The 24,581-nt window shown below is 68.4% G+C and carries 26 protein-coding genes and 1 tRNA gene; 20 read left to right on the forward strand and 7 right to left on the reverse strand.

Annotation, left to right across the window (positions count from 1 at the left end; all coding sequences use genetic code 11):
- Window positions 1–4 precede the first annotated feature (4 nt).
- From ybeY to era, 4 genes are read left to right on the forward strand one after another with little or no spacing between them, the layout of a single operon-like run.
- A complete protein-coding gene (ybeY, locus tag K3G64_RS17630; protein WP_238886138.1) occupies window positions 5–541 on the forward strand; it encodes an rRNA maturation RNase YbeY in 537 nt (178 codons plus the stop codon).
- On the forward strand, window positions 538–1,830 hold the full coding sequence (locus tag K3G64_RS17635) for a hemolysin family protein (protein ID WP_238886140.1): 1,293 nt from the start codon (window positions 538–540) through the stop codon (window positions 1,828–1,830). The genes ybeY and K3G64_RS17635 overlap by 4 nt, the downstream gene beginning before the upstream one ends.
- The gene (locus K3G64_RS17640) at window positions 1,823–2,143 is read left to right on the forward strand and encodes a cytidine deaminase (protein ID WP_238886142.1); all 321 of its coding nucleotides are present in this window, start codon (window positions 1,823–1,825) and stop codon (window positions 2,141–2,143) included. Before K3G64_RS17635 ends, K3G64_RS17640 begins: the two co-directional genes overlap by 8 nt.
- Before the next feature lie 16 nt (window positions 2,144–2,159).
- Window positions 2,160–3,074: a GTPase Era gene (gene era / locus K3G64_RS17645; protein ID WP_238886144.1), complete on the forward strand. Its 915-nt coding sequence runs from the start codon at window positions 2,160–2,162 to the stop codon at window positions 3,072–3,074.
- A gap of 4 nt (window positions 3,075–3,078) precedes the next feature.
- Here era and K3G64_RS17650 read toward each other — a convergent pair whose 3' ends face one another.
- Window positions 3,079–3,651 carry a CAP domain-containing protein gene (locus K3G64_RS17650; protein WP_238886146.1) on the reverse strand — a complete coding sequence of 191 codons (573 nt, stop codon included), beginning with the start codon at window positions 3,649–3,651 and terminating at the stop codon, window positions 3,079–3,081.
- An 11-nt stretch (window positions 3,652–3,662) separates the two neighbouring features.
- A complete protein-coding gene (locus K3G64_RS17655) occupies window positions 3,663–5,153 on the reverse strand; it encodes an amidase (RefSeq protein WP_238886148.1) in 1,491 nt (496 codons plus the stop codon).
- Between the two features lie 64 nt (window positions 5,154–5,217).
- Here K3G64_RS17655 and recO point away from each other — a divergent pair, with 64 nt between their 5' ends.
- The 3 genes from recO to K3G64_RS17670 are packed head-to-tail and all read left to right on the forward strand — an operon-like array spanning window position 5,218 to window position 7,341.
- The gene (recO, locus tag K3G64_RS17660) at window positions 5,218–6,087 is read left to right on the forward strand and encodes a DNA repair protein RecO (protein WP_238886150.1); all 870 of its coding nucleotides are present in this window, start codon (window positions 5,218–5,220) and stop codon (window positions 6,085–6,087) included.
- Window positions 6,032–6,916 (forward strand): decaprenyl diphosphate synthase, encoded by an 885-nt coding sequence (locus tag K3G64_RS17665; RefSeq protein ID WP_238886152.1) that lies wholly within the window; start codon window positions 6,032–6,034, stop codon window positions 6,914–6,916. The genes recO and K3G64_RS17665 overlap by 56 nt, the downstream gene beginning before the upstream one ends.
- Entirely contained in the window at window positions 6,916–7,341 is a 426-nt protein-coding gene (locus K3G64_RS17670; RefSeq protein ID WP_238886154.1) for a hypothetical protein, read from the forward strand. The genes K3G64_RS17665 and K3G64_RS17670 overlap by 1 nt, the downstream gene beginning before the upstream one ends.
- Before the next feature lie 16 nt (window positions 7,342–7,357).
- On the opposite strand, the gene K3G64_RS17675 is transcribed toward K3G64_RS17670, so the two are convergent.
- Together K3G64_RS17675 and K3G64_RS17680 are read right to left on the reverse strand one after the other, a co-directional pair.
- A complete protein-coding gene (locus tag K3G64_RS17675) occupies window positions 7,358–7,753 on the reverse strand; it encodes a Fur family transcriptional regulator (RefSeq protein WP_238886156.1) in 396 nt (131 codons plus the stop codon).
- Window positions 7,750–8,136: an ArsR/SmtB family transcription factor gene (locus K3G64_RS17680; RefSeq protein WP_238886158.1), complete on the reverse strand. Its 387-nt coding sequence runs from the start codon at window positions 8,134–8,136 to the stop codon at window positions 7,750–7,752. The genes K3G64_RS17675 and K3G64_RS17680 overlap by 4 nt, the downstream gene beginning before the upstream one ends.
- A 71-nt stretch (window positions 8,137–8,207) precedes the next feature.
- On the opposite strand from K3G64_RS17680, the gene K3G64_RS17685 reads away from it, so the two are divergent.
- Entirely contained in the window at window positions 8,208–9,614 is a 1,407-nt protein-coding gene (locus K3G64_RS17685) for a glycine--tRNA ligase (RefSeq protein ID WP_238886160.1), read from the forward strand.
- A gap of 141 nt (window positions 9,615–9,755) precedes the next feature.
- Here the strand turns inward: K3G64_RS17685 and K3G64_RS17690 are convergent, their stop codons facing one another.
- Window positions 9,756–11,759 (reverse strand): TPM domain-containing protein, encoded by a 2,004-nt coding sequence (locus K3G64_RS17690; protein WP_238886162.1) that lies wholly within the window; start codon window positions 11,757–11,759, stop codon window positions 9,756–9,758.
- A 65-nt stretch (window positions 11,760–11,824) separates the two neighbouring features.
- On the opposite strand from K3G64_RS17690, the gene K3G64_RS17695 reads away from it, so the two are divergent.
- Genes K3G64_RS17695 through K3G64_RS17705 form a run of 3 tightly spaced genes read left to right on the forward strand, consistent with a single transcriptional unit; the run spans window position 11,825 to window position 15,385 of the window.
- The gene (locus tag K3G64_RS17695) at window positions 11,825–13,081 is read left to right on the forward strand and encodes a deoxyguanosinetriphosphate triphosphohydrolase (RefSeq protein WP_238886164.1); all 1,257 of its coding nucleotides are present in this window, start codon (window positions 11,825–11,827) and stop codon (window positions 13,079–13,081) included.
- A gap of 9 nt (window positions 13,082–13,090) precedes the next feature.
- The gene (dnaG, locus tag K3G64_RS17700; RefSeq protein WP_238886166.1) at window positions 13,091–15,022 is read left to right on the forward strand and encodes a DNA primase; all 1,932 of its coding nucleotides are present in this window, start codon (window positions 13,091–13,093) and stop codon (window positions 15,020–15,022) included.
- Between the two features lie 60 nt (window positions 15,023–15,082).
- Window positions 15,083–15,385, forward strand: a complete 303-nt coding sequence (locus tag K3G64_RS17705) for a DUF7155 family protein (protein WP_238886168.1) — start codon at window positions 15,083–15,085, stop codon at window positions 15,383–15,385.
- Here the strand turns inward: K3G64_RS17705 and K3G64_RS17710 are convergent.
- Window positions 15,382–15,642: a hypothetical protein gene (locus K3G64_RS17710; RefSeq protein ID WP_238950775.1), complete on the reverse strand. Its 261-nt coding sequence runs from the start codon at window positions 15,640–15,642 to the stop codon at window positions 15,382–15,384. The two genes, K3G64_RS17705 and K3G64_RS17710, sit on opposite strands and share 4 nt — an antisense overlap.
- Window positions 15,643–15,801: 159 nt before the next feature.
- On the opposite strand from K3G64_RS17710, the gene K3G64_RS17715 reads away from it, so the two are divergent.
- The 7 genes from K3G64_RS17715 (at window position 15,802) to K3G64_RS17745 (ending at window position 20,625) form a co-directional block, all read left to right on the forward strand.
- Window positions 15,802–15,874, forward strand: a tRNA-Asn gene (locus K3G64_RS17715).
- Window positions 15,875–15,988: 114 nt separating this feature from the next.
- Window positions 15,989–16,327: a hypothetical protein gene (locus tag K3G64_RS17720; RefSeq protein WP_238886170.1), complete on the forward strand. Its 339-nt coding sequence runs from the start codon at window positions 15,989–15,991 to the stop codon at window positions 16,325–16,327.
- 110 nt (window positions 16,328–16,437) lie between these two features.
- On the forward strand, window positions 16,438–16,719 hold the full coding sequence (locus K3G64_RS17725; protein ID WP_238886172.1) for a GlsB/YeaQ/YmgE family stress response membrane protein: 282 nt from the start codon (window positions 16,438–16,440) through the stop codon (window positions 16,717–16,719).
- 99 nt (window positions 16,720–16,818) lie between these two features.
- Entirely contained in the window at window positions 16,819–17,187 is a 369-nt protein-coding gene (locus K3G64_RS17730) for a hypothetical protein (RefSeq protein ID WP_238886174.1), read from the forward strand.
- Window positions 17,188–17,355: 168 nt separating this feature from the next.
- On the forward strand, window positions 17,356–19,626 hold the full coding sequence (locus K3G64_RS17735; protein WP_238886176.1) for a DUF4185 domain-containing protein: 2,271 nt from the start codon (window positions 17,356–17,358) through the stop codon (window positions 19,624–19,626).
- Between the two features lie 4 nt (window positions 19,627–19,630).
- The gene (locus K3G64_RS17740) at window positions 19,631–20,113 is read left to right on the forward strand and encodes a hypothetical protein (protein WP_238886178.1); all 483 of its coding nucleotides are present in this window, start codon (window positions 19,631–19,633) and stop codon (window positions 20,111–20,113) included.
- Window positions 20,114–20,148: 35 nt separating this feature from the next.
- The gene (locus K3G64_RS17745; RefSeq protein WP_238886179.1) at window positions 20,149–20,625 is read left to right on the forward strand and encodes an LppP/LprE family lipoprotein; all 477 of its coding nucleotides are present in this window, start codon (window positions 20,149–20,151) and stop codon (window positions 20,623–20,625) included.
- A 9-nt stretch (window positions 20,626–20,634) separates the two neighbouring features.
- Here the strand turns inward: K3G64_RS17745 and K3G64_RS17750 are convergent, their stop codons facing one another.
- On the reverse strand, window positions 20,635–22,620 hold the full coding sequence (locus K3G64_RS17750; protein WP_238886180.1) for an acyl-CoA dehydrogenase family protein: 1,986 nt from the start codon (window positions 22,618–22,620) through the stop codon (window positions 20,635–20,637).
- A 121-nt stretch (window positions 22,621–22,741) separates the two neighbouring features.
- Between K3G64_RS17750 and K3G64_RS17755 the strand changes: the two genes are divergently transcribed.
- Window positions 22,742–23,473 (forward strand): VIT1/CCC1 transporter family protein, encoded by a 732-nt coding sequence (locus K3G64_RS17755; protein WP_238886181.1) that lies wholly within the window; start codon window positions 22,742–22,744, stop codon window positions 23,471–23,473.
- Complete coding sequence (locus K3G64_RS17760; protein ID WP_238886182.1) at window positions 23,473–24,570, forward strand: esterase-like activity of phytase family protein; 1,098 nt, start codon at window positions 23,473–23,475, stop codon at window positions 24,568–24,570. The genes K3G64_RS17755 and K3G64_RS17760 overlap by 1 nt, the downstream gene beginning before the upstream one ends.
- The last annotated feature ends 11 nt before the right edge of the window (window positions 24,571–24,581 follow it).

Consider the following 24,581-nt stretch of genomic DNA (forward strand, 5'->3'; position numbering starts at 1 on the left):
CCCCATGAGCATCGAGGTGTCCAACGAATCGGGCATCGACGTCTCCGAAGAGGAGTTGATCAGCGTCGCCCGGTTCGTCATCCGCAAGTTGAACGTCAACCCGGCCGCGGAACTGTCGATGGTGCTGCTGGACACCGCGGCGATGGCCGACCTGCACATGCGATGGATGGACCTGCCCGGGCCCACCGACGTGATGAGCTTTCCGATGGACGAGCTGGAGCCCGGTGGGCGGCCCGACGCTCCCGAACCCGGTCCCGCGCTGTTCGGCGACATCGCGCTGTGTCCGGAGTTCGCCGCGACCCAGGCCGGTGCGGCCGGCCACTCGCTGGGCCAGGAACTCGCGCTGCTGACCGTGCACGGCGTGCTGCACCTGCTGGGGTACGACCACGCCGAGCCGGACGAGGAAAAGGAGATGTTCACGCTGCAGCGCCAACTGCTCGAGGAGTGGGTGGCCCATCAGGTCGAGGCCTATCACCAGGACCGCCAGTCCGACAAGGAGCGGCGGCTGCTGGACAACTCCCGATACTTCGACGCACCGTGAGCGGTGTGGGGCAGCTCATCGTCGCGGCCGTGCTCGCAGGCCTCGGCGGGTTGTTCGCGGCGATCGACGCTGCGCTGAGCACGGTGTCGATGGCCCGCGTCGAGGAGCTGGTCCGCGACGAACGGCCCGGTGCGGTGCGACTGGGCAGGGTGATGACCGAACGCCCGCGCTACATCAACCTCATCGTGCTGCTGCGCATCGCGTGCGAGGTGGGCGCGACCGTGCTCATGGCCGCCTACCTCGATGACTACCTGGGTGTCACCTGGGGGCTGGCTGCGGCCGCGGCGATCATGACGGTGGTCAGCTTCGTGGCCATCGGAGTGGGGCCCCGCACCCTGGGCCGACAGCATGCGTACTCCATTGCGCTGGTCGCGGCCCTTCCACTGCAGGCACTTTCGGTGGTGCTGACGCCCGTGAGCCGGCTGCTGGTCCTCATCGGTAACGCGCTGACACCCGGCCGCGGGTTCCGCAACGGCCCGTTCTCCTCGGAGATCGAACTGCGCGAGGTCGTCGACATGGCACAGCAGCGCGGGGTGGTGGCCGACGACGAGCGGCGGATGATCCAGTCGGTGTTCGAACTCGGCGACACGCCCGCGCGGGAGGTGATGGTGCCGCGCACCGAGATGGTGTGGATCGAGAGTGACAAGACAGCCGGTCAAGCGACCTCATTGGCGGTGCGCAGCGGTCACTCCCGCATCCCGGTGATCGGCGAGAACGTCGACGACGTCGTCGGCGTCGTCTATCTGAAAGACCTGGTGCAGCGGACGTACCACTCCACCAACGGCGGCCGCGGCACCAGTGTCTCCGAGGTGATGCGCCGGCCGGTGTTCGTGCCGGACTCCAAGCCGCTGGACGCCCTGCTGCGCGAAATGCAACGCGACCGGGTCCACATGGTGCTCCTGGTCGACGAGTACGGCGCCATCGCCGGGCTGGTCACCATCGAGGACGTGCTGGAGGAGATCGTGGGTGAGATCGCCGACGAGTACGACACCGACGAGGTGCCGCCCGTGGAGGAACTGGGTGACAACCGGTACCGGGTGTCGGCCCGCCTGCCCATCGAAGACCTCGGCGAGCTGTACCACATCGAGTTCGGCGAGGATCTCGACGTCGACACCGTCGGCGGACTCGTCGCGCTGGAACTGGGCCGCGTGCCGTTGCCCGGCGCGGAGGTCACCTGGGACGGGCTGCGGCTGCAGGCCGAGGGCGGCCCGGACCACCGCGGCCGGGTGCGCATCGGCACGGTGCTGGTCGGTCCCACCGAGACACCCGAGGAAGAAACCGATGAGTGAGCTGGACCCCGAGGACGCCAAGCTGGTGACGCTGGCGCGCGGCGCGATGGGCCGGGCCGAGGCGGCCAGCGGAGCAGCGGTGCGCGACGCCGACGGCCGCACCTACGCCGGTGCGCCGGTCACACTGCAGGCGTTGCGGCTGAGCGCATTACAAGCGGCCGTCGCGGCGGCGGTGTCCAGCGGGGCGACAGGACTTGAGGCGGCGGTGCTGGTCGGCGGGTCATCGGACGACGACGGGGTCGCCGCGGTGCGCGAGCTCTCGGCCGACGCGGCCATCATCGTCACCGACCGGGCGGGCGCCGTCGTCGCATGAGTGCATTCGACCGCCGATGAGCACCGAGTTCCGTTCCGGCTTCGTCTGTTTCGTCGGCCGGCCCAACACCGGCAAGTCGACGTTGACCAACGCGCTGGTCGGGGCGAAGGTGGCGATCACGTCGAACCGGCCGCAGACCACCCGGCACACCATTCGCGGCATCGTGCACCGCCCGGACTTCCAGATCATCCTCGTCGACACACCGGGCCTGCACCGGCCCCGCACGCTGCTGGGACAACGGCTCAACGACCTGGTGAAGGGCACCTACTCCGAGGTCGACGTCATCGGGTGGTGCATCCCGGCCGACGAGAAGATCGGTCCGGGCGACCGGTGGATCTACGAGCAGATCCGCGCCGTCGCCCCGAAGACCACACTCGTCGCAGTCGTCACGAAGATCGACAAGGTGGGCAGGGACCGGGTGGCCGCGCAACTCATCGCGGTCAGCGAACTCGTCGGCCCCGACACCGAGATCGTTCCGGTATCGGCGACCGCGGCCGACAACCTCGACGAACTGACCGCGGTGCTCGCCGCGCAACTGCCGCCGGGGCCGGCGTTCTACCCCGACGGCGAGCTCACCGACCAACCCGAAGAGACGCTGATGGCCGAGTTGATCCGGGAGGCCGCACTGGAGGGTGTGCGCGACGAACTACCGCACTCGCTGGCCGTCGTCATCGAGGAGGTGACGCCGCGGGAAGGGCGCTCACCAGAACAAGGGGACCTGATGGACGTGCACGCGATCCTCTACGTCGAACGCGACAGCCAGAAGGGCATCGTCATCGGCAAGGGCGGCGCCCGGCTGCGTGAGGTGGGCACCGCCGCGCGCACGCAGATCGAGAGGCTGCTGGGCACCAAGGTGTTCCTCGACCTGCGGGTCAAGGTGGCCAAGAACTGGCAACGCGACCCCAAACAGCTGGGGCGGCTGGGGTTCTAGGGGCTCAGCTCTGGGCGCCTGAGCCAGGTTCTCCGAACGGCCGGCCCGGGCCGTGCACCGGCGGCGCGGTGTCGCCCGTGCCGTAGACGGCGACCACCACCGTGCGGTCCAGCGAGTTCTCCGACCACACACCGATGTCGACGTTCGAACAGTCGGCCATGATCGCGTGGTAGTCGGGCCGGTGATACCACTGGTTGATCAACTCGATACCGCTGATGGCCAGCGCCGGGTTGATCGCCACCGTCTCGGCGACGGCGCCCTGGTAGCCGGCGTTGCGCGCGCGGTCGGCCACCGTCGATCCGTCCGAGCCGATGTCGCCGTTCAGCGCCCGGTTGCGCAGCACGTCGTTGGTGTGCCACTGGGCCGCCAGGCGCAGCTTCGGGTTGATCGCGATATCGGTGTTGCAGCCGGCCTGACGCTGCACGGTGTAGACGTTGGCCACGACACCGTCGTTGAGCCGCTTGTTGTCGGCCCCGGCCGCGGGCATGCCGGCAACAGCGCCGCCCAGCAGCGCGACAAGGGAGATCGCATACGCCGCGCGCACCCGGGAATCACCACAAGTCCGCCGCGCCGTCATGCCCGACGACTCTACGCGACCTCGGGGGACGCGGCGTGCGAGATCTTCGATTCGTCGACCACCGAGGGCTCGGGTTCGGGGGCGGGCGCCGGAACCCACCAGGTGTCGGGCTGTCGCATCGGCCAGGCGTTGATCGCCTCGAGTTCTGCGGCCAACGAGACCAGCAGCGGCTCGCTGTGCGCCGGGCCCATCAGTTGCACGCCGATGGGCAGGCCGTCGGAGGTGAACCCTGCGGGCACGCTGATCGAGGGCCAGCCCAGCAGGTTCCACGGCCATGTCACCGGGCACGCCTTGATCATGGCGCGATCGGTCGACAGCCCGCCGCGCCCGTCGAAGTCGTGGACCTCCAGCGGCGGCTGGGCGGTCGTCGGGGCCAACACCACGTCGGCGATGTTGAAGATGTAGCCGATACGACGGTGTGCGCGGGCCTCGCGGGCGCGGGCCTTGCGCAGCAAGTGTTCGGAGAGCAACCGGCCGGTGCGCAGATTGGCCTTCGTGCGCTTGTCGAGCGCGACGTCATGGCCGAGGCGGTCGGCCCACTCCAGCAGACCCGAGGTCGACCGCGCCAGGAAGTTCCACGACATCTCCAGGCTGTAATCGGGGTCAGCCGCGGTGACGGTGTGCCCGAGTTCGCGCAACTGGTCGGCGACGACCTCCATTGCGCCCCGGATCTCGGGATGGAGCTTGGCACGGAACACCGTGTACGGGAACTTCGTTGACATGGCGATCCGCAGCGGCCCGGGCGCCTGGGCGACGTAGTCCGACACCTGTACCGGCGGTGGCTGGTGGCGGTCGCCCGGCGCATTGCCCGATGCGGCGTCGAGCACCAACGCGGCGTCGCTGACGGTACGCGCCAGCACTCCGTTCACCGTGATGCCGTTGAACGCCTCGGGCAGCGGCCAGGTCGAGATGCGGCCACGCTGCGGCTTGATCCCGACGAGGTGTGTCCACGCCGCGGGGATCCGCACGCTGCCCGCACCGTCGGAGCCGATGGCCGCGGCGACCAGTCCGGCCGCGACGGCCGCCGCGCTGCCGCCCGACGATCCGCCCGGCGTGTGGTCGCGCGACCAGGGGTTGCGGGTGTGGCCGAACGCCGGCCCGCTGGTGAACGGCCACTGGCCCAGTTCACAGGTATTGGTCTTGCCGACGATCACCGCTCCTGCGGCCTTCAGCCGTCGCACCACCTCGGCGTCCCTGGTCGCAGGGCGCACGTTGCCGTCGGCGCCGAACCGGGTCGGCACGCCCGCGACATCGACATCGTCCTTGACCGCGATGGGGATGCCCAACAGCGGAAGTTGTTCACCCGCTGCGCGTTTGCGGTCTGCCGCGGCGGCGTCGGCGAGTGCCTGCTCGGTGAACACCTCGCGGAACGCGTTGAGTGTGGGCTGGCTGGCGGCGATGGCGTCGAGGGAGCGTTGGACCAGCTTGACCGACGTCACCGAGCCGCTGGCCAGTTGGAACAGCTGCTGGGTCAGGGTGGGGAAGCGCTTGGTTTCAACCATCGCAAACCAGGATATCGGCGCTGCGCTAACAGCTTCTGTCGGATGGCAGTGCGAGACTGTCCTGATGCGGCTGTATCGGGACCGGGCGGTGGTGCTGCGCCAGCACAAGCTCGGCGAAGCCGATCGAATCGTCACCCTTCTCACCCGCAACCACGGGTTGGTGCGGGCGGTGGCCAAGGGCGTGCGGCGCACCCGCAGCAAGTTCGGAGCCAGGCTGGAGCCGTTCGCACACATCGACGTTCAGCTGCACCCGGGCCGCAACCTCGACATCGTCACCCAGGTGCAGGCCATCGACGCCTTCGCAGGAGACATCGTCAGCGACTACGGCCGCTACACCTGCGCCTGCGCGGTGCTGGAGACCGCCGAACGCCTGGCCGGCGAAGAGCGGGCCCCGATGCCTGCGTTGCACCGGCTGACGGTCGCCGCATTGCGCGCGGTGGCCGACGGCAGCAGGCCCAGGGAACTGGTGCTGGACGCCTACCTGTTGCGGGCGATGGGGATTGCGGGCTGGGCGCCTGCGCTGACCGAGTGCGCCCGCTGCGCCGCGCCGGGCCCGCACCGGGCGTTTCACGTGGCCGCCGGTGGCAGCGTGTGTGTGCACTGCAGGCCGTCGGGGTCGGTGACGCCGCCGCAGGCCGTGCTGGATCTGATGGCCGCGCTGCACGGCGGTGACTGGGCGCACGCCGAAACATCGACGTCGTCGCACCGCAGCCAGGCCAGCGGACTGGTCGCGGCGCATCTGCAATGGCATCTGGAACGGCAGATGCGGACGTTGCCACTGGTCGAGCGGGTGTACCGGGTGGACCGGGCCCTCGTCGATCACCGCACCGCGGTGGCTGGCGACCAGCATGTGACGCGCCTCGGGCAGGATATGCCCCATGGCAACCAAACGGGCGGGCAGGAAGACCTACCCTCAGCTGCCCCCGGCGCCTGACGACTACCCGTCGTTTCCGGACAAGTCGACGTGGCCCGTCGTCTTCCCCGAGATCCCACCGGGCACCAATGGCCGCTTCGCCCGCCCGCCTCAGCACACGTCCAAGGAGGCCGCCCCCCGGATCCCGGCCGACCAGGTGCCCAACCACGTGGCCGTCGTCATGGACGGTAACGGCCGCTGGGCCACCCAGCGGGGCCTGCACCGCACCGAAGGTCACAAGATGGGCGAAGCCGTACTCATCGACATCACCTGCGGCGCAATCGAAATCGGTATCAAGCACCTGACGGTGTATGCGTTCTCCACCGAGAACTGGAACCGCAGCACCGAGGAGGTCCGCTTCCTGATGGGGTTCAACCGCGAGGTGGTGCGCCGCCGCCGGGAGAACCTCAACGACATGGGCGTGCGGATGCGCTGGGTCGGCTCACGGCCGCGGATGTGGCGCAGCGTCATCAAGGAGTTCGACATCGCCGAGCAGATGACGGTGGGCAACGACGTCATCACCATCAACTACTGCGTGAACTACGGCGGCCGCACCGAGATTGTCGAGGCGACCCGCGAACTGGCCCAGATGGCGGTCGACGGCAAGATCAAACCCAACCGGATCACGGAGGCGACCTTCGCCAAACACCTGCACCGCGCCGACATCCCCGACGTGGATCTGTTCATCCGCACGTCGGGGGAGCAGCGGGCCAGCAACTTCCTGCTGTGGCAGGCCGCCTACGCCGAGTTCGTCTTCCAGGACAAGTTGTGGCCCGACTACGATCGCCGCGACCTGTGGGCCGCCTGCGAGGAGTACGTCAACCGCAACCGTCGCTTCGGTAGGGCCTGATGAGCCTGCAGGAGCGGCTGGCCGACGTACTCGACGGGGTGCTTCCGGTGACGCGCGAGGACGACGGCGCCGTCACCGTGCACCATGACCAGACGCTGGCCTCCCTGCGCACGGTGCCCGTCGCCGAGGGTCTGGAGTTGGTGTCGCTGACCCAGATCCTGGCGTGGGACCTGCCGCTGGACGCCAAGCTGCGGACAAAGGTCGCCGAGCATGCTCACAACACGTTGCTCGGCACGGTGTCGCTGGCGGCCAAGAGCGCGCCCCACGATGTCGCTGCCGGCGCCAAGCGCAACTCGAAAAAGGCCGCAGACGTCCTGCTGCGCTACAACTTCCCCGCTGCCGGCTTGACCGACGACGCACTGCGCACGCTGATCCTCATGGTGCTGGCCACCGGCTCCGACGTGCGCAGGGCGCTGGTCGGCTGAGCGGTATCGGCGGCGGTTATCCCCTGGTGCAGTCGCCGCACACGCCGAAGATCTCGATGGTGTGGCTGACGTCGGAGAAGCCGTGTTCGCGAGCGATGTCGGCGGCCCAGGTTTCGACGTCGCCGCCCTGAATCTCGACCGTCGAACCGCACGCCCGGCAGACCAGGTGATGGTGGTGGTCCTCCGAGCAGCGTCGGTACACCGACTCACCCGTGTCGGTGCGCAGCGTGTCGACGGCGCCGGCCGCGGCCATCTGCTGCAGGGTGCGGTAGACCGTCGTCAGCCCGATGCCCTCGCCACGGCGACGCAACTCGTCGTGCAGTTCCTGTGCGGAGCGGAAGTCGTCGAGCTTGTCCAGGAGCGCGGCGATCGCGGCGCGTTGCCGTGTCGACCGCAAACCGGTCGCGCTCACTCGGCGCCCTGTGCGTCCTCGCCGGCGTGAGTGACCGCCGCGACGACGATGTCAGCGAGGTGATGGTCGACCAGGCGGTACATCACTTCGCGTCCGGAGCGCTCGCCGGCGACCACGCCGGCGGCCTTGAGGATCCGCAGGTGCTGGCTGACCAGCGGCTGCGGTACCGCCAGCGCGTCGACGAGTTCGTGCACGCACCGCGCCGACCCCCGCAGCGCCAGGACGATCGCGATACGCACCGGCGCGGCCAATGCGCGCAGCAGGTCGCCGGAGGTGTCGAGCACGTCGCGCGGCGGGAGCTCGGGAAACGGCGCGCCGCTGTGCTCGTGGAAGCCCTCGGCCGGTGGCGCAGCCGCGGCAGGCAAGGTGGAAATCGTTTTCATTATGACGCCTACAATACATGCGCTCTCGTGCATGTCAACGGCGTCGCGGGGGGTCGCTAGGCTGTGCACCCGTGGCTCAGTCTTCCTCGATCATCGACACCGTCGCGAATCTGGCCAAACGACGCGGCCTCGTATATCAGGCCGGCGAGATCTACGGCGGTACGAAGTCGGCGTGGGACTATGGGCCGCTCGGTGTGGAACTGAAGGAGAACATCAAACGGCAGTGGTGGCGGTCGGTGGTCACCGGCCGCGAGGATGTGGTGGGCCTGGATTCGTCGATCATTCTCCCGCGCGAGGTGTGGGTGGCCTCGGGGCACGTCGAGGTGTTCAACGACCCGCTCGTCGAATGCCTGAACTGCCACAAGCGCCACCGGCAGGACCACATGCAGGAGGCCTACTTCGAGAAGGGCGGGGCGAAGAAGGGCTATTCCGGTCCGGACGATGTCCCGATGAGCGAGATCGCCTGTCCGGACTGCGGTACCAAGGGCCAGTGGACCGAGCCACGCGACTTCAACATGATGCTCAAGACCTACCTCGGGCCGATCGAGTCCGAGGAGGGGCTGCACTACCTGCGGCCGGAGACCGCCCAGGGCATCTTCGTCAACTTCGCCAACGTGGTGACGACCCAACGCAAGAAGCCGCCGTTCGGAATCGCCCAGACCGGCAAGAGTTTTCGCAACGAGATCACCCCGGGGAACTTCATCTTCCGCACCCGCGAGTTCGAGCAGATGGAGATGGAGTTCTTCGTCGAGCCGTCGACGGCGCGCGAATGGCATCAATACTGGATCGACGAGCGGCTGGGCTGGTACGTCGAACTCGGTATCGACCGCGACAACCTGCGACTCTACGAGCATCCGAAGGAGAAGCTGTCGCACTACTCCGACCGCACGGTCGACATCGAGTACAGGTTCGGCTTCACCGGCAACCCGTGGGGGGAGCTGGAAGGTATCGCGAACCGCACCGACTTCGACTTGTCCACGCACAGCAAGCATTCCGGCGTCGACCTGTCCTATTACGATCAGGCAGGCGACACCCGCTACACCCCGTATGTGATCGAACCGGCAGCCGGTCTGACGCGGTCGTTCATGGCGTTTCTGGTCGACGCCTACGCCGAGGACGAGGCGCCCAACGCCAAGGGCGGGGTGGACAAGCGCACAGTGCTGCGCCTGGATCCGCGACTGTCTCCGGTCAAGGCGGCGGTGCTGCCACTCTCTCGCAACGAGGCGCTCTCGCCGAAGGCGCGTGACCTCGCTGCCGAACTGCGCAAGAACTGGAACGTCGAGTTCGACGACGCCGGCGCGATCGGGAGGCGTTACCGGCGCCAGGACGAGATCGGTACGCCGTTCTGCGTGACGGTCGACTTCGACTCGCTCGAGGACCAGGCCGTCACCATCCGCGAGCGCGACGCGATGACCCAGGACCGCGTCGGCCTCGACAACGTCAGCGACTACCTCGCCGTCCGCCTCAAGGGCTGCTGACCTCTGGCGAGCGTGCGTGTCTGAACACCACACGCCCGCATTGCGCAACGCTTCGCGCACGGTCGGGGGTGACGAGCGTGCACAGACTGTTGGAGATCTGCGGCATGTGGTGTTCAGACACGCACGCTCGCGCATACGGCGTCAGAAGCGGCCGCCGCCGCCGAACATGCCGCCACCACCGCCGCCGGAGCCGCCGAACGAGCCGGGGCTGAACCCTCCGCCGCCGAATCCGCCGAACCCGCCGCGCATTCCGCCGCTGAGGATGTTTCCGATCAGGATGCCGCCGATCATCGCTCCCATGTTGCCTCCGCCACGGCCGCCACCGAACGGACCCGGATACGAATTCTGGGCATTCTGCACGTCGGAATTGGCCAGGTGCTGGGCCTGGGCGGCCAGCATGGCCGCGCCGTTGGCGTGGGCGACGGCTTCGGCGGGCTCGGTCGAACGCTTCGCCTCGGCGGCGCCGATCTGCCGCACGGCCTCTGCGAGCCGGGTCCGCGCCTCCGGGCCCACGATGCCGCGGCGCGTGTCGATGAAGTCGGACACCGAGCGCACCCGCGACCGCGCGGTGAACAGCGCCTCGTCCAGGGTCCGGTTGAGCCGTTCGGCGGCCTCGCGTTCCTGCTCGACGGTCACCAGCAACCGGTCGAGGTTCGCGTCGGCCGTGGTCAACTGCGTGAACGCGCCCAGCGGGTCGGTCGACCCGGTGCGTCGGGCCGTCGCCACGGCGGCCGCCGCGGCGTCCCGGGCCTCGGTGAGTCCCGTGGCGCTGGGCACCGAACCTTGGCGCAGCAGTTCGCCGGCCTGCTTGATGCCGTTCTCGACGTCGTCGATCGCGGCAGGCAACGTGGCCGCCGCGCGGCGGATGTCGCTGGCCGCGCTGTCGACCGAGTCCAGCAGTGATCGCGCCTGCGCCAACGCCGACTCGGCGCCGCGCACGCAGTCGACCAGTTCGGCCTGCTGTCCTGCCACCGGCCGGTTGGCCAGCTCGCGGCCGCGGGTGAGGTTGCGGTCGGCGAACTTCAGCAACTCCTTGGCGGCATCGACGTTGCCGCTCACCGAGGTCAGTGCACCGGCGTCGAACTCGGTTCGCAGCTGGGCGAGCGTCTGCTCGGAGGGGGCGAGGCGGGCGGTGATGTCGACCACCTGTTGCGTCATCGCGGTCAGCCGGGTCGGCGCGTTGATCACCAGATCCCGCAGCTTGGCGAACGCCTCGCTCTGCGCGTCGAGCTCCCGGTCGGCCTTGGCCGCCGCCACCACCACGCGCGTCAACAGGTCGCGGCGTTGCGCCGGGGTCTCCGGAATGGCGTCATCGAGTATCTGGCGGACGTTGAAAGCCTGCGCCAGTGTCGTTTTCGCACCGTTGACCGCGCGAGTGAAGGGCTCGGTTCGTTCGGCTCCGAACTCCTCGATCGCTATCTCGAGTTCGTGCTCGCTGGTGCGCACCGCGTTGTCGACGTCGACCACGATCGCCCGCGACAGGTCGTCGAGGGCGTCGAGGGACACCGCCGCCAACGCGTTCGGGTCCGACGGGTCGACCCGGCGGGCCGCCGCGAACTCCGCCTCGCGACGCTTGCGCCGACGGCGGCGGCGCCACAGCAGCAACAGGCCGACTGCGACCGCCACGATCCCCAGCATGATCAACACCCCGAACCAGCTGAGGCCGGTGCCCGACGTCGGGGAGGCGTTGAGCCCGTCGGCGGCCGCCACCGCAGCTCCCGCCCAGTCCTCTCGGCGCAGCTCGGGCTCGATTGCGTTGCGCCGCAGGCTATCCACCCGGCTGGCGCTCAATTCGGTGGCGGTGTCCGGAACGAGGAAGGCATAGGCGCGATCGACCGTGGCCACGGCCAGCAGTGCGTCGAAGTCGCCCAGGTCGCTGAGCCGTCGTGTAGTGGCGGCCCAGCTCTCGGCCGACTGGCCCGAGAACGAATCGACGTATACCACCCACAGGCGCGTCCTGCGTTCGGAGTACAGCTCGTCGACCGCGGTGGTCACGCGGCTGCGCTCCGCGCCGTTGAGCACACCGGCGCCGTCGGTGACGTAGCCGGTCAGCCGGAACGGCGGTTCGGCCGCGGTGGCCGGCGCGAGCAGCAGGCCGACTGCCAGCACCGCGAGCACGAGGCTGAGCAGACGTGCAAGTCGCATGCCCGCCAATGTAGTGGGAGCCGACCCGGCCGTACCGTCGAACAGTCCTGGCAGACTGTGCGTCGGTGGCCGCGCAGCAAGATCCGTACGACGAGTTCGACCGCGAGCGATTCGTGGCCGAACCGCCCAAGGCTGCCGCGTTGCCCGGCACCGACGCCGAACACCGCACCGACTTCGCCCGCGACCGTGCGCGGGTGCTGCACTGCGCCGCGCTGCGCCGGCTGGCCGACAAGACCCAGGTCGTCGGGCCCCGTCAGGGCGAGACGCCGCGCACCCGGTTGACCCATTCGCTGGAGGTCGCGCAGATCGGTCGCGGGATGGCGATCGGACTGGGCTGCGACCCCGACCTGGTGGACCTGGCCGGCCTGGCCCACGACATCGGCCACCCGCCGTACGGGCACAACGGCGAGCGGGCGCTCAACGAGATCGCCGCCGACCACGGCGGCTTCGAGGGCAACGCGCAGAACTTCCGCATCCTGACCCGTCTCGAGCCCAAAGTGCTTGACGGCGAAGGAATCAGCGCCGGACTCAACTTGACCCGCGCCGCGCTCGACGCCGTCACGAAGTATCCGTGGCGGCGTGGGCCGCAGCAGGCCAAGTTCGGGTTCTACGACGACGACGGGCCCGCGGCGGACTGGGTGCGTGCGGCAGCGCCGGTCGCCAAGCCGTGCCTGGAGGCGCAGGTGATGGACTGGGCTGACGACGTCGCGTACTCGGTGCACGACGTCGAGGACGGTGTGGTCTCCGGACGCATCGACATGCGGGTGCTGGCCGACGGCGACGCGGCCGCCGAACTCGGCCGGCTCGGCGAAGCCAGCGGCATGGGGGCGGGCCTGCCTGCGGACGACCTCGTCGCCGCGGCGGCGCGGTTGTCGGATCTGCCGGTGGTCGCAGCCGTCGGCAAGTACGACGGCACGCTCACCGCTTCGGTGGCGCTCAAGCGGTTGACCAGTGAGTTCGTCGGCCGGTTCGCCTCGGCGGCGATCGCTGCGACCCGGCACCGGCCCGGCGGCGGGCCGCTCACCCGCTACCGTGCGGACCTGCAGGTACCCGCGCTCGTGCGGGCCGAGGTCGCGGTGCTCAAGGTCCTGGCGCTGCAGTTCATCATGTCTGACCCGCGGCACCTGGAACTGCAGTCGCGACAACGCGAACGCGTGCACCGGGTGGTCGCCTGGATACTCGCCGGGGCGCCGGCCACCCTGGACCCGATCTACGTGCCGGCCTTCAACGCCGCGGCCGACGACGGCGCCCGGCTGCGCGTGGTGATCGACCAGGTCGCCTCATTCACAGAGGGGCGATTGGAGCGGTTGGAACCGGCCTAGACTGGCCCGGTGGCCGGCCGCATCGCTGATCGTGACATCGCGGCCATCCGTGACCGCGTGCGCATCGAGGACGTCGTCGGCGACTACGTGCAGTTGCGGCGGGCGGGCGCCGACTCGATGAAGGGCCTGTGCCCGTTCCACGACGAGAAGAGCCCGTCGTTCCACGTCCGGCCAAACCACGGCCACTTCCACTGCTTCGGCTGCGGTGAGGGCGGCGATGTCTACGCCTTCCTCCAGAAGATCGAGCACGTCAGCTTCGTGGAGGCCGTCGAACTGCTGGCCGACCGCGTCGGTCACACCATCACCTACACCGGCGCCTCGGCGACGAACGTGCAGCGCGACCGGGGGAGTCGCAGCAGGCTGCTGGCCGCCAACGCCGCCGCGCAGGAGTTCTACGCCCAGGCGTTGAACTCCGAGGAGGCCGCGCCGGGCCGTCAGTACCTGCTGGAGCGCAATTTCGACGCCGAGGCGGCGCGGCGGTTCGGGTGCGGGTTCGCGCCCTCGGGCTGGGACTCGCTGACCAAACACTTGCTGCGCAAGGGGTTTGAGTTCAAGGAGCTGGAGGCCGCGGGACTGTCGCGCGAAGGCAAGCGGGGTCCGATGGACCGCTTCCATCGCCGGCTGCTGTGGCCGATCAGGGCCAGCGGCGGTGAGGTCATCGGCTTCGGCGCGCGGCGGATCTTCGACGACGACCCGATGGAGGCCAAGTACGTCAACACGCCCGAGACCGTCCTGTACAAGAAGTCGTCGGTGCTGTTCGGTCTCGATCTGGCCAAACGCGACATCGCCAAGGGACACCAGGCCGTGGTCGTCGAGGGATACACCGACGTGATGGCGATGCACCTGGCCGGGGTGACGACCGCCGTCGCATCCTGCGGCACGGCCTTCGGTGACGAGCATCTGGCGATGCTGCGCCGGCTGATGATGGACGACAACTTCTTCCGCGGCGAGCTCATCTACGTCTTCGACGGCGACGCGGCGGGCCGCGCGGCGGCGATCAAGGCGTTCGAGGGCGAGCAGAACCTGGCCGGGCAGTCATTCGTGGCCGTCGCCTCAGAAGACAAATTGGCCGGGATGGATCCGTGTGACATCCGGCTTCACTTCGGTGACGGCGCGCTGCGCGACCTCGTGGCCCGGCGGACCCCGTTGTTCGAGTTCGCGATCCGCACCGCGCTGGCCGAGCACGACCTCGACAGCGCCGAGGGCCGGGTGTCGGCGCTGCGGCGCTGCGTGCCGATGGTCGCGCGCATCAAGGAGCCGATGCTGCGCGACGAGTACGCGCGTCGGCTCGCCGGCTGGGTCGGCTGGGCCGACGAACCGCAGGTGCTGTCCCGGGTGCGCGAAGAGGCGCAGAAGCGGGGCCTGCCGGAGCGCGGTGGACGGCGGCGCACGGCAGCCGAAGGCGCCCAACCGAGCAGATCGCGGCCGCCGGAGTTGGGGCCGCGCCCCGACCCGGCCGATCCGACGCTGTGGCCGCAGCGCGAAGCGCTCAAGAGCGCGCTGCAGTACCCCGCGCTGTCCGGGCCGGTGTTCGACTCCTTGACCGTCGACAGCTTCACCCATCCCGGCTACGCCGCGGTGCGGGCGGCGATCGAGGCGGCGGGCGGTACCTCGGCCAGCCAGTCCGGCGCGCACTGGATCGAGGCGGTCCGCGACAAGACCGCCTCACCCGCGGCCGCCAGCCTGGTCAACGAACTCGGGGTGGAAGCCATCAACGTCGTCGACGACGACAGGCTGCCCCGCTACATCGGCGGGGTGCTGGCTCGGCTGCAGGAGGTCTGGGTCGGCCGCCAGATCGCCGAGGTCAAGTCGAAGCTGCAGCGGATGTCGCCCGTCGAGCAGGGCGACGAGTACCACGCGCTGTTCGGGGACCTGGTCGCGATGGAGGCGTATCGCCGCAGCCTGCTCGAACAGGCCAGCGGCGACGACATCTCTGCGTGAGCTGATGTAACGCGATATGGTGGGCGCGCTATTAAACCGTCGGGGAACGGCGAGGAAGGCATGCACGTGACATCGACGAACAACCGGGCGCGCCGGCTCGTGGCCGCGGGCGCCTTCGCGGTGGCCGCCGTCGCGGCGCCGATCGCGGCTTCACTCCTCGGCTCGAGCGACGCCGGCCAGCCCGCGGCCCAGTGCCTGGCGTGGTTCGGCAATAAAGAAGACAACAACTGCATGGGCTACTCGAACGGCAACGGCGTCAACGTCGGCACCCCGGAGTTCGGCCTGTACGGGCCGGACGGACCCGGGATCAGCACGGGACCGTTGTTCCCGGGCCGGATCTACGGCGGCGGCACCGGCTTTTAGCGCTTCTGAGCCTCACTATCCCGCACGACCTCGGGACCGATGACCGCGGTTCCGGGGTCGAGTTCTGTGAGCGTCACCATCGGCGGATCCGGTGAGACCCGGTCGGCGATCTTACGGCGCCCGGCGTCTATGACGGCCTTGGCCGCGGGGCTCTCGGTGACCGCCTTGTACGTTCCGGTGATCTGCTCATATCGGCGCCGGCCCGCCTTCGTGCCCAACACGTAGCCGACCCCCAATACGACGAGATACCCGATCACAAGGCTCCTCCCGGACAGTGCTGCGTTGGTCTTGAGTCGGGCTCCATCCTGCCTCACGCGGGCGGGTGTGCGCCCGGCAGCGGCGTATTGGCGGGCCGAGCGGCACGTGCGCTAGAGTCATCCCTCGGCCCGCGCACTACCGTGATCGCGGGAGAGCAGTCCCCTGTAGCTCAATTGGCAGAGCATTCGGCTGTTAACCGAAGGGTTGCTGGTTCGAGTCCAGCCGGGGGAGCACTCATCGTTCGCAGCCCCGAGACCCACCCTGATCTCCGATTCGCCGGTCGTGCCGGCCACGCGTCATTACGATACTGAATCCTCAGCTTGCTCAGCGATGTCAAGGAACAGCATGCTCCCCTCAGCTCGTAGTGCGGCGAGGCTGCTCCTTGCCGCCACCGCATCGGCCGCCTTGGCATTCGGTGTCGCCGTTTCTCCTGCCGCTGCCCAGCCAGCCGATTCCGAGTTCACCGGCCCCACGATCGGCGGTCCCGACGTGCTGCCCGTGGTCGGCGTGCTCGACGGCATGTGGCGGGAGTACGTGCCACCCAACGCTGTGCCGCCCGCAACCATCGGGCAGATCGACGGGTTGATAGACCAGTTCGTGCCGACGACCACCGAGGTCCGCGACTTCTTCGGGTTCCTCCAACAGTTCCCCAGACCCGGAGTCATCCGCCAGCCCGCGCCTTAGTCGATTTCGGTTACCGAACATTCACCGCGCAGACGGTTCCAGGCGACCCACCGTGGGTACCAAGAAGGGGTGACAGTTTTGTCGCGAGTGTCTTTGGAGAGGAAATCGCCGTGTGGACAATCATCGTTGCGCTGATCGCAGGGATCATTCTCGGAGCCCTCGCCCGGCTCATCATGCCGGGCAAGCAGAACGTCGGTGTTCTGATCACCATCCTGCTCGGCGCGGTGGGGGCGCTGCTGGGCTCGTGGATCTCGAACGAACTCTTCGGCACCGGAGACAAGATCTTCTCGCCGATCCCGTTCGTCATCGGTCTGGTGGTTGCCGTCATCCTGATCGGCATCTATGTGGCGATCACCGGTCGGCGCAGCACCGGAACGCGCGCCCCGCGGTAGCGGTCACCGTCTAAGTCATCGGTCCGCCATCTCGATGAGATGGCGGGCCGATGTGTGTGTCGACGGCGGCAGGACGCGTGCGCCACGCATGATGGGTGCATGGCCGATGCGGGATTGTGGATCGCGTGGGGAATCCCCGCGCGTGGACGTGAAGTGCAGGCGCTCGCACTCCTTCGGGAGACGACGACCGGGTACCTGCTTCGACTGCAGCAGGAGCGGGCGATCGAGCGCTTCGACACCGCGATCCTTCGGCCGCAGAGCACCGAGTTGGGCGGATTCATCCTGATCCAGGGGTCGCAGCAGCAGATCGACACCTTGCGCCGCGACGCCGAGTTCCAACAGTGGGTCAATCAGGTGCAGATGGTCGCCGATCGCGTCGGCATGGTCGATGCCTGGGTCAACGACGGCCTCGGCGAGGCGATCGGACTGTACGAAGAGGCGCTGCGCAAGGCCGGTCTTACTTCGTAGCAGTTTTTGCTGGTCCAACCAGCAAGGTCGGCAAAGTCCCATCAAGATCATCACCACAGCGACCCCTGTTGTTCATGGGACCTTCGGCTCTTTTGCTGTGGAGTACCGTCTGGTGCTATTTAATAGCCTAAATATTGACGGGCCGGGGGATTGCTTTTGGAGGAACTCATGGGAGCTGCGCGGTACATCGGTCGCGTCGGGGGGTTGGCGGTCGCCTTGGGTGTGGGGACGGCGATCGCGACCGGGCACGGGATCGCATCAGCCGACAGCACCGAGTCGAACACCTCCAATCCCCCCAACACCGAGCAATCGTCGAACGGCAACACCACGGACACCGTGACGGCCACCGGCACCACGACGGGCACCGATACGCAGTCCACCCTCGACGAGGGCGACGACGAGGACGCCGACGAGGACGCCGCCGACGAGGGCGACGAGGCCGCCGACGAGGGCGACGACTCGTCGACGACGACGACGACCGTCACCGGCGGCGTGACCGTCAGCGCCCAGACCAACACGGGGTCGTCGAGCAGCGAGCCCACCAGCGGCGAGCAGGCCGAGGGTGCGCAACCGAACGAGCCGGCCCCGACCGGCACCGTCGAGCCCGGGGCGGCCGTCACGCTCGACCCCGGAGTCACCCCGGACTCGAGCCTCGAGCAGAAACCAGCGGCCTCTACGGACTCCAACGGTGGTTCGGAGGTGATCACCGCACCGGCAAGCGGGTCGTTCGAGCCGCAGACGTCGCCTGCGGGGCAAACCCAACCGACCACCGCCACGTCCGCCCGCACGGTGCAGTCGCTGTCGGATCCGGCCACGACCTTCCAGGAAGCGGCCCAGGTGGCGGTGTTCGCCGACGCCCGCGTGCTGGCCGGTTCCGCCACCCAGACCTACGCGCCGATGACCGCCTCGACGGCTGTGCCGGCTCCGGCCGCACCGCGCGACGTTTTCACGGCGGTGGCGAACGTCGTCTCCAGCGCGCTGAATTGGGTGCTGAGCCCGCTGGCCGGCAACGTACCGGGTGGTCCAGCGCAGCCACCGCTGATCTGGGGACTTTTGGCGTTTGCGCGTCGCGAGTTCGACAGGTTCTTCGCCGCGCTCGCCGGAGGGTCGACGGCTTCGACATCGCCGACCGCGCTGACTGCGCCGACCTCGCTGACCTCGCCTACCGCGTTTTCGGCGCTCACCGAGCCCATGGCTCGTTTGGCGATGGCGGCGCCCGTCATCCCGACGCCCGCGCCGCCGTTCCCCGCCCAGGTCAGCCCGTCGACGAAGTTCGTGAGCTGGGTGACCGGCCCCTACGTCTATCCCAGCCAGGCCGATGCCACGGTTCAGAACCCGCTGCTGGCCAACACGCTGAGCCGCTACAGCGTCTACGGCACGGACCTGGGAATCATGTGGGACAACGGGATTCCCGACAATCCGCTGACGAAAGACATCAACGAGAACCAGGTCCTCATCGCCGTAGGCGACACGTTCGCCGGCCCGTACATGCAAGGCGACTGGCGATCGAACACCATCTTCCGCAGCTCCGACATCGACCTGGCCAACGGCATGGAGATCCCCGACGGTCAGTGGTACAACGGCAACATGTTCGGCGGGGCGCCGTTGGGCCCCACGCAGTACCGCGCCCGGCAGGTCATCTTCCCAGAGGGTCTGCCCGCGGGTATCACGCTTATCCCCACGGCCGGCGTATCCATACCTACTCCGGGTTCGAGGTTCGGCGCGATCCAGTACGTGAGCTTCATGTCGGTCACGCAATGGGGCGCACCGGGTTCGTGGACGACCAACTACTCGGCGATCGCATATTCGGACGACAACGGCGAGACCTTCAAGGTGGCGCCGCAGACCGTCCGCTACAACCAGCCGTGGACCGGCAACCAGAACTTCCAGCAGTCGGCGTTCGTGCGACCCGGTGACGGCTACGTCTACATGTACGGCACGCCGAACGGCCGCCAGGGTGCCGCCTATGTGTCCCGCGTGCCGGAGAAGGACATCCTGAACCTGTCGCAGTACGAGTACTACAGCAAGGGCACCGCCGGCGGATGGTTCGGCTGGGGAGCCACACCGGCTGGATGGCACAAGAACAACCCCGGCGCGGCCACTTCCGTGTTCGGCGTGGATCAGGGCGCCTGCGGCGTCGCGAATCCCGGCAACCAGGTCAGCGAGATGTCCGTGCAGTACAACAAGTCTCTGAACAAGTACGTCGTGCTCTACGGCGACCAGTTCAACAACATCGTGATGCGGACCTCCGACACACCGCAGGGAACCTGGTCTAGCGCAAAGGTTTTGATGCCGCAGCAGGCCGGCGGCATCTACGCACCGATGATGCACCCCTGGTCGCCGTCGACACTGGGCAGCGGCAACGACCTGTACTGGAACCTGTCGCATTGGGGCAACTACAACGTCATGTTGATGCGCACCGACCTCTCGAAGGTCTGATCCGGTGCTGAGGTCGGTGCTGCTGGCGATGCTGCTGACGCTCTGCAGCGCGCCGGTGGCATGTGCCGAGCCCGCCGGGCCCGCGGGCCCCGCACCGACCCAGGCCGCGGGCGCCTGCACTCCTGAGCGGACCGGCGTCAGGACCTTGTTGCCGGGCGACACGATGCCGTCGGTCTGCCAGGACGGTGCGTGGCGCATGCAAACGACGCCACAGCCACCGGCCGACCGGTGGCTCAGTTCCGGTCCACCGCTGAAGCTGCACGGCCAGGGCCAGCGCAACCCGGACATGGCGGCGGGCAGTTGGACTGGCACACCGCAGGATTCGAGCAGTGTGTGCCGAGCGCAGCATCAAGTCGTGGTGAGCCCGGGTGTGCTCAGCGACGTGCGTACCGATGAAGGCAGGGCGGGGGACCCGGTCTCCATCGAATTACCGCCCAGAACCTTCACCATCGAACTGGCCGGCAACTGCCTGTGGGTTCGCGCCTGACCGTCGGCCCCACATCTGCGCCGTAAGCTCGGCCCATGCGTCACCTGAGAGCGGCCGTGGTCCTGACCGTCGGCCTGGGAGTCTCGACGAGCTGTGGATGGAGTCCACCGCCCGCGTCGCCGACCACCTCGGTGGCCTGTGGCCAGGCCGAGGGGCCGAGCACCGCGACACTCGACAGCGAGATCGCGCGCCTGCCCTCTGCATCGTGGCGTGAGGCGTCGCGCGGACACAGCGCCGACTGCCGGTTGCACTGGGTGATCGTCACCGCGGGCGCCGCCCCCGACAGCCCGCAGCAGGTGCTGTTCTTCGACCGCAACTCGCCGCTCGGCACGCCGACGCCCGACCCGCGGCCCTACGTCGCGGTCACACCGCAGGGTGATGACACGGCCGTGGTGCAGTACCAGTGGCGACAGGCAGACGAGCCGGCGTGCTGCCCGACCGGAATCGGCACCGCCCGCTTCACGATTCGCGACGGCAGGCTCGAGGCGCTAGACCCCGTCCCGGGTCCGTAGTCCCCCCGGCTACGGTTCGATGGTGCCCGCGCTGGTCGCGTCCTTCTCCTCATGCTCGTCGGTGTCGGGGATCTTCTCCGGATGCAACATCTCGGCGTAGCGCAACTGCTCGGGGACACCGAAGCCGTCGACCAGCAGTTCGGCGTACGGCCGCAGGTTGCGACAGCGCTCGTTGATGCCGCGCGTGACGGCCTTGGCCCGCTCGGTGGACACGAACCGGTGCTCCATGAACCAGGCCCGGTCCTCCTCGATCACGGACAGCGCATACAGATCGCACACCATGTTGAGGATCTTGCGGGCCTCCTGCCCCTCGACAGAAGTGTCCTCGCAGGAGTCGATGCCGGCGATGAACGCCTCGAGCACCACGCGGTCGATGTGCGCACGGGCCACGTGCAGCACATGGTCCTGCACGGAGTTGAACGCGTCGAAGGCGCTCATCTCCTTGGACTTGCTCTGCAGCCGGCGCGCCACCCGGGACAGCATGTACTCCTCGCGGTCCTCGAACATCTGCAGCTGCGTGCCCCGGTTGAACAGGCTGCCTTCCTCTTCGTTGTCCTGCCGGGTGTCGAGGATGGTCTGCATGATCGTTTCGGCCGCAGTCCTTTTCAGCACCCGCTCACCGGCGAAGTTGGCGGCGAAGCGAACCCACTCCACCGGGCTCATGCCCTTGATGTCGTCGGCGTACGCAGTCAGCAGTTCCTTGGCGACCAACTGGGTGAGCACGTGGTTGTCACCCTCGAAGGTGGTGAACACGTCGGTGTCGGCCTTCAGCGCGATGAGCCGGTTCTCGGCGAGGTAGCCGGCGCCGCCGCAGGCCTCGCGGGCCTCCTGGATCGCGCGGGTGGCATGCCAGGTGTTGGCGGCCTTCAGGCCGGCGGCCCGCGATTCCAGCTCACGCTGTTCCTCGGGGTCGGGGTCGTCGGCGGTCTGCAGATCGTGGCACTTGGCCACCAATTCGTTCTGGGCGAACTGCAGCGCGTACGACTTGGCGATCAGGGGGAACAGTCGTCGCTGATGCACCAGGTAATCCATGATCAGGACCTCGTCGTCGTCACCTGGCGCCAAGAACTGCCTGCGCTGCAACGCATACCGGGTCGCGATGTCGAGGGCGACGCGTGCCGCCGCGCCGGCGCTGCCGCCGACGGTCACGCGGCCGCGGATCAGCGTGCCCAGCATCGTGAAGAAGCGGCGGTTGACGTTCTCGATCGGTGAGGAGTAGGTGCCGTCCTCGGCGACGTCGGCGTACTTGTTGAGCAGGTTCTCGCGCGGGATGCGGACCTGGTCGAACTGGATGCGGCCGTTGTCCACACCGGGCAGGCCGCCCTTGTAATGACAGTCCGACGTGATCACACCCGGAAGGTCGTTGCCCTCCTCGTCACGGATCGGCACGATGAAGCAGTGCACGCCGTGGCCTTCGTCGTCGGCGGTGATGAGCTGTGCGAAAACCGCTGCAACGCGCGCGCTTTCGGCGGCACCGCCGATGTAATCCTTGCGCGAGGTGGGTGTCGGCGAGTGGATGACGAACTCTTGGGTGGCCGGGTCGTAGGTCGCGGTGGTCTCCAGCGACTGCACGTCGCTGCCGTGGCCCGTCTCGGTCATGGCGAAGCAGCCGAGCAGGTCGAGGTCGATGATCTTCTGGACGTAGGCCTCGTGGTGGCGCTCGGTGCCCAGGTTCTCGACAGCACCACCGAACAGCCCCCATTGCACGCCGGCCTTCACCATCAGCGACAGATCCGACATCGCCAGCATCTCGATCTGGGTGACCGCGGCGCCGACGTCTCCGTTGCCCCCGTGCTCCTTCTTGAACCCGTCCTCCGCCGCGCCGCGGTCGGCCATGATCCTCATCTGCTCGCCCACCTTCGTGCGTGCGATGACGGTGTTCGGCGTGTAGTGCGGCCGGAAGACCTCACTGGAGAGCTCTTTGCGCATCTTGTTCTTCACATCGCGCCACCGGCCGTCGAGTGCGTTGCGCAGATGGTCCGCGGTACTGGTCATGACTCGACGGTAACCCTCCGAAAGGATTCGCAAACTGTGATGTCACAAACCGCAAGCGTGACGTCACCAACCAAGGCGACCCTGGCTAGCCCGCGCCGTTCCCTTGGCGTTGAATCGCGGTATGCCCGAATCGGAGAACGCCCCGCTGTCGCCGACAGGTCTGCCGCACACCGTTCACCACCGGCACGCCGACGTGACCGGGGGCTGGCTGCGGGCCGCCACCTTCGGTGCGATGGACGGTCTGGTCAGCAACACCGCGCTGATCGCGGGCGTCGCGGCCGCCGCGGACGCGCGCACCGTGGTGCTCAGCGGCGTGGCCGGGCTGCTCGCAGGCGCCTTCTCGATGGCGCTCGGCGAGTACACCTCGGTGACCACCGCCAACGAGCAGATCGACTCCGAGGTGGGCGTCGAGCGGCGCGCGTTTCGCAAGCATCCCAACGCCGAGAAGGCTGAGCTGGTGCAAGTGCTGATGGAGATGGGGATGACGCAGGAGACCGCCGCCAGGGCCACCGAGGAGGTGCATCGCGACGAGAACCGCGCCATCAACTTCCATCTGGTGCAGGAGCTGGGCATCGACCCGCGCGAGAAGCCATCTGCGTGGGTCGCGGCGGGATCGTCGTTCGTGTTGTTCGCGATCGGCGCCATCATCCCGCTGATCCCGTACCTGCTCGGATTCGCCTCCCTGTGGGCGGGCCTGCTGTGCGGCGGGGCGGGGTTGCTCGTCGCAGGCGGGGTGGCCGCGCAGTTCACCCGTCGACCGGTCTGGCTGGCCTCGTCGCGCCAGTTGGCGTTCGGGGCCGTCGCGATCGCGGCCACCTATGTGGTAGGCACGCTGGTCGACAAGGTGCTGTAGTGCGGCGTTGCCTCGGCCTGCTGCTGTGCGCGGCGATGCTGTCGGCGTGCGGCGCCGCGGCCACCGCCCCCGCGCCGCTGACCTACCTGGGTCAGCTGCAGCTGCCCGGCAAGCAGTTCGACGGCACCGTCGTGGGCGGCTTGTCGGACATCGACTACGACCCCGCTACCCAGTTGTATTTCATCGCCAGCGACGACCGCTCGGAGCAGAACCCGGCACGCTTCTACACCGCACGGATCTCGTTGAGCGACAACGGCGTCGACAATGTCGAGTTCGTCTCGACGCATCCGTGGCTGAACCGGGACGGTCAGCCCTTCGCTGCTTCGGACACCGGTGCGCGACCGCCGAGCCTGCCGCCGGACCCGGAGGGTATCGCGTTCGACCCCCGCCGTCAACTGCTGTACTGGTCCTACGAGGGCACGCGGGTGCTCGACGCACCCAACGAGCCCGCGCTCAGTGATCCGCGAGTGCTGATCGCCACCCCGGACGGGCGATACGTCGGAGAGTTCGCGCTGCCGCCGGTGCTGCGCACGTCGACCGGCCAGACGGGGCCGCGCAACAACCTCGGCTTGGAGGGCCTGACGTTGGCGCCCGGCGGGCAGGTGCTCTGGGCGGCGATGGAGGGCCCCGGGTTCAACGACGGCGCCGTTCCCACCGAAGCCGCGGGCGCGCTCACCCGCGTCATGCGATTCAATGTCGAAACACGCCGCGCAACAGCGCAATACGCCTATCCGCTGGACCCGGTACCCACCGGCCCCGACGGTGACAACGGGTTGACCGCGTTGCTTGCCCTAAGCGACACCGACTTCCTGGCGGTCGAGCGTTCGTATGGCAGCCATGTGTCGGTGCGCGTCTACCGCGTCACCCTCGGCGACGCCGAGGACGTGTCGGATCGATCGTCGTTGACGTCGCCGCCGGTGCGGCCGATGAGCAAGACACTGCTGGCCGACCTGACGTCTGCTGTCGACCCGTTGGACAACGTCGAGGCGATCACGTTCGGCCCGGAACTGCCCGACGGCCGCCGATCGGTTCTGATGGTCAGCGACGACAACTTCTCCGACGACCAGATCACGCAGTTCCTGGCCTTCGCCCTTTAGGTGTCGCTGCC

It is taken from the genome of Mycobacterium sp. IDR2000157661, assembly GCF_022317005.1.
Lineage (GTDB): Bacteria > Actinomycetota > Actinomycetes > Mycobacteriales > Mycobacteriaceae > Mycobacterium.

Bases quoted from the DNA above. Each gene is read 5' to 3' on its own strand.
- recO (WP_238886150.1), top strand. From the start codon at position 5,218: ATGCGGCTGTATCGGGACCGGGCGGTGGTGCTGCGCCAGCACAAGCTC.
- K3G64_RS17730 (WP_238886174.1), top strand. From the start codon at position 16,819: ATGGCCGATGCGGGATTGTGGATCGCGTGGGGAATCCCCGCGCGTGGA.
- K3G64_RS17690 (WP_238886162.1), bottom strand. From the start codon at position 11,759: ATGCGACTTGCACGTCTGCTCAGCCTCGTGCTCGCGGTGCTGGCAGTC.
- K3G64_RS17755 (WP_238886181.1), top strand. From the start codon at position 22,742: ATGCCCGAATCGGAGAACGCCCCGCTGTCGCCGACAGGTCTGCCGCAC.
- K3G64_RS17680 (WP_238886158.1), bottom strand. From the start codon at position 8,136: ATGAAAACGATTTCCACCTTGCCTGCCGCGGCTGCGCCACCGGCCGAG.
- K3G64_RS17665 (WP_238886152.1), top strand. From the start codon at position 6,032: ATGGCAACCAAACGGGCGGGCAGGAAGACCTACCCTCAGCTGCCCCCG.
- era (WP_238886144.1), top strand. From the start codon at position 2,160: ATGAGCACCGAGTTCCGTTCCGGCTTCGTCTGTTTCGTCGGCCGGCCC.
- K3G64_RS17750 (WP_238886180.1), bottom strand. From the start codon at position 22,620: ATGACCAGTACCGCGGACCATCTGCGCAACGCACTCGACGGCCGGTGG.
- K3G64_RS17720 (WP_238886170.1), top strand. From the start codon at position 15,989: ATGCTCCCCTCAGCTCGTAGTGCGGCGAGGCTGCTCCTTGCCGCCACC.
- K3G64_RS17705 (WP_238886168.1), top strand. From the start codon at position 15,083: ATGCACGTGACATCGACGAACAACCGGGCGCGCCGGCTCGTGGCCGCG.
- K3G64_RS17640 (WP_238886142.1), top strand. From the start codon at position 1,823: ATGAGTGAGCTGGACCCCGAGGACGCCAAGCTGGTGACGCTGGCGCGC.
- ybeY (WP_238886138.1), top strand. From the start codon at position 5: ATGAGCATCGAGGTGTCCAACGAATCGGGCATCGACGTCTCCGAAGAG.
- K3G64_RS17670 (WP_238886154.1), top strand. From the start codon at position 6,916: ATGAGCCTGCAGGAGCGGCTGGCCGACGTACTCGACGGGGTGCTTCCG.
- K3G64_RS17650 (WP_238886146.1), bottom strand. From the start codon at position 3,651: ATGACGGCGCGGCGGACTTGTGGTGATTCCCGGGTGCGCGCGGCGTAT.
- K3G64_RS17735 (WP_238886176.1), top strand. From the start codon at position 17,356: ATGGGAGCTGCGCGGTACATCGGTCGCGTCGGGGGGTTGGCGGTCGCC.
- K3G64_RS17745 (WP_238886179.1), top strand. From the start codon at position 20,149: ATGCGTCACCTGAGAGCGGCCGTGGTCCTGACCGTCGGCCTGGGAGTC.
- K3G64_RS17655 (WP_238886148.1), bottom strand. From the start codon at position 5,153: ATGGTTGAAACCAAGCGCTTCCCCACCCTGACCCAGCAGCTGTTCCAA.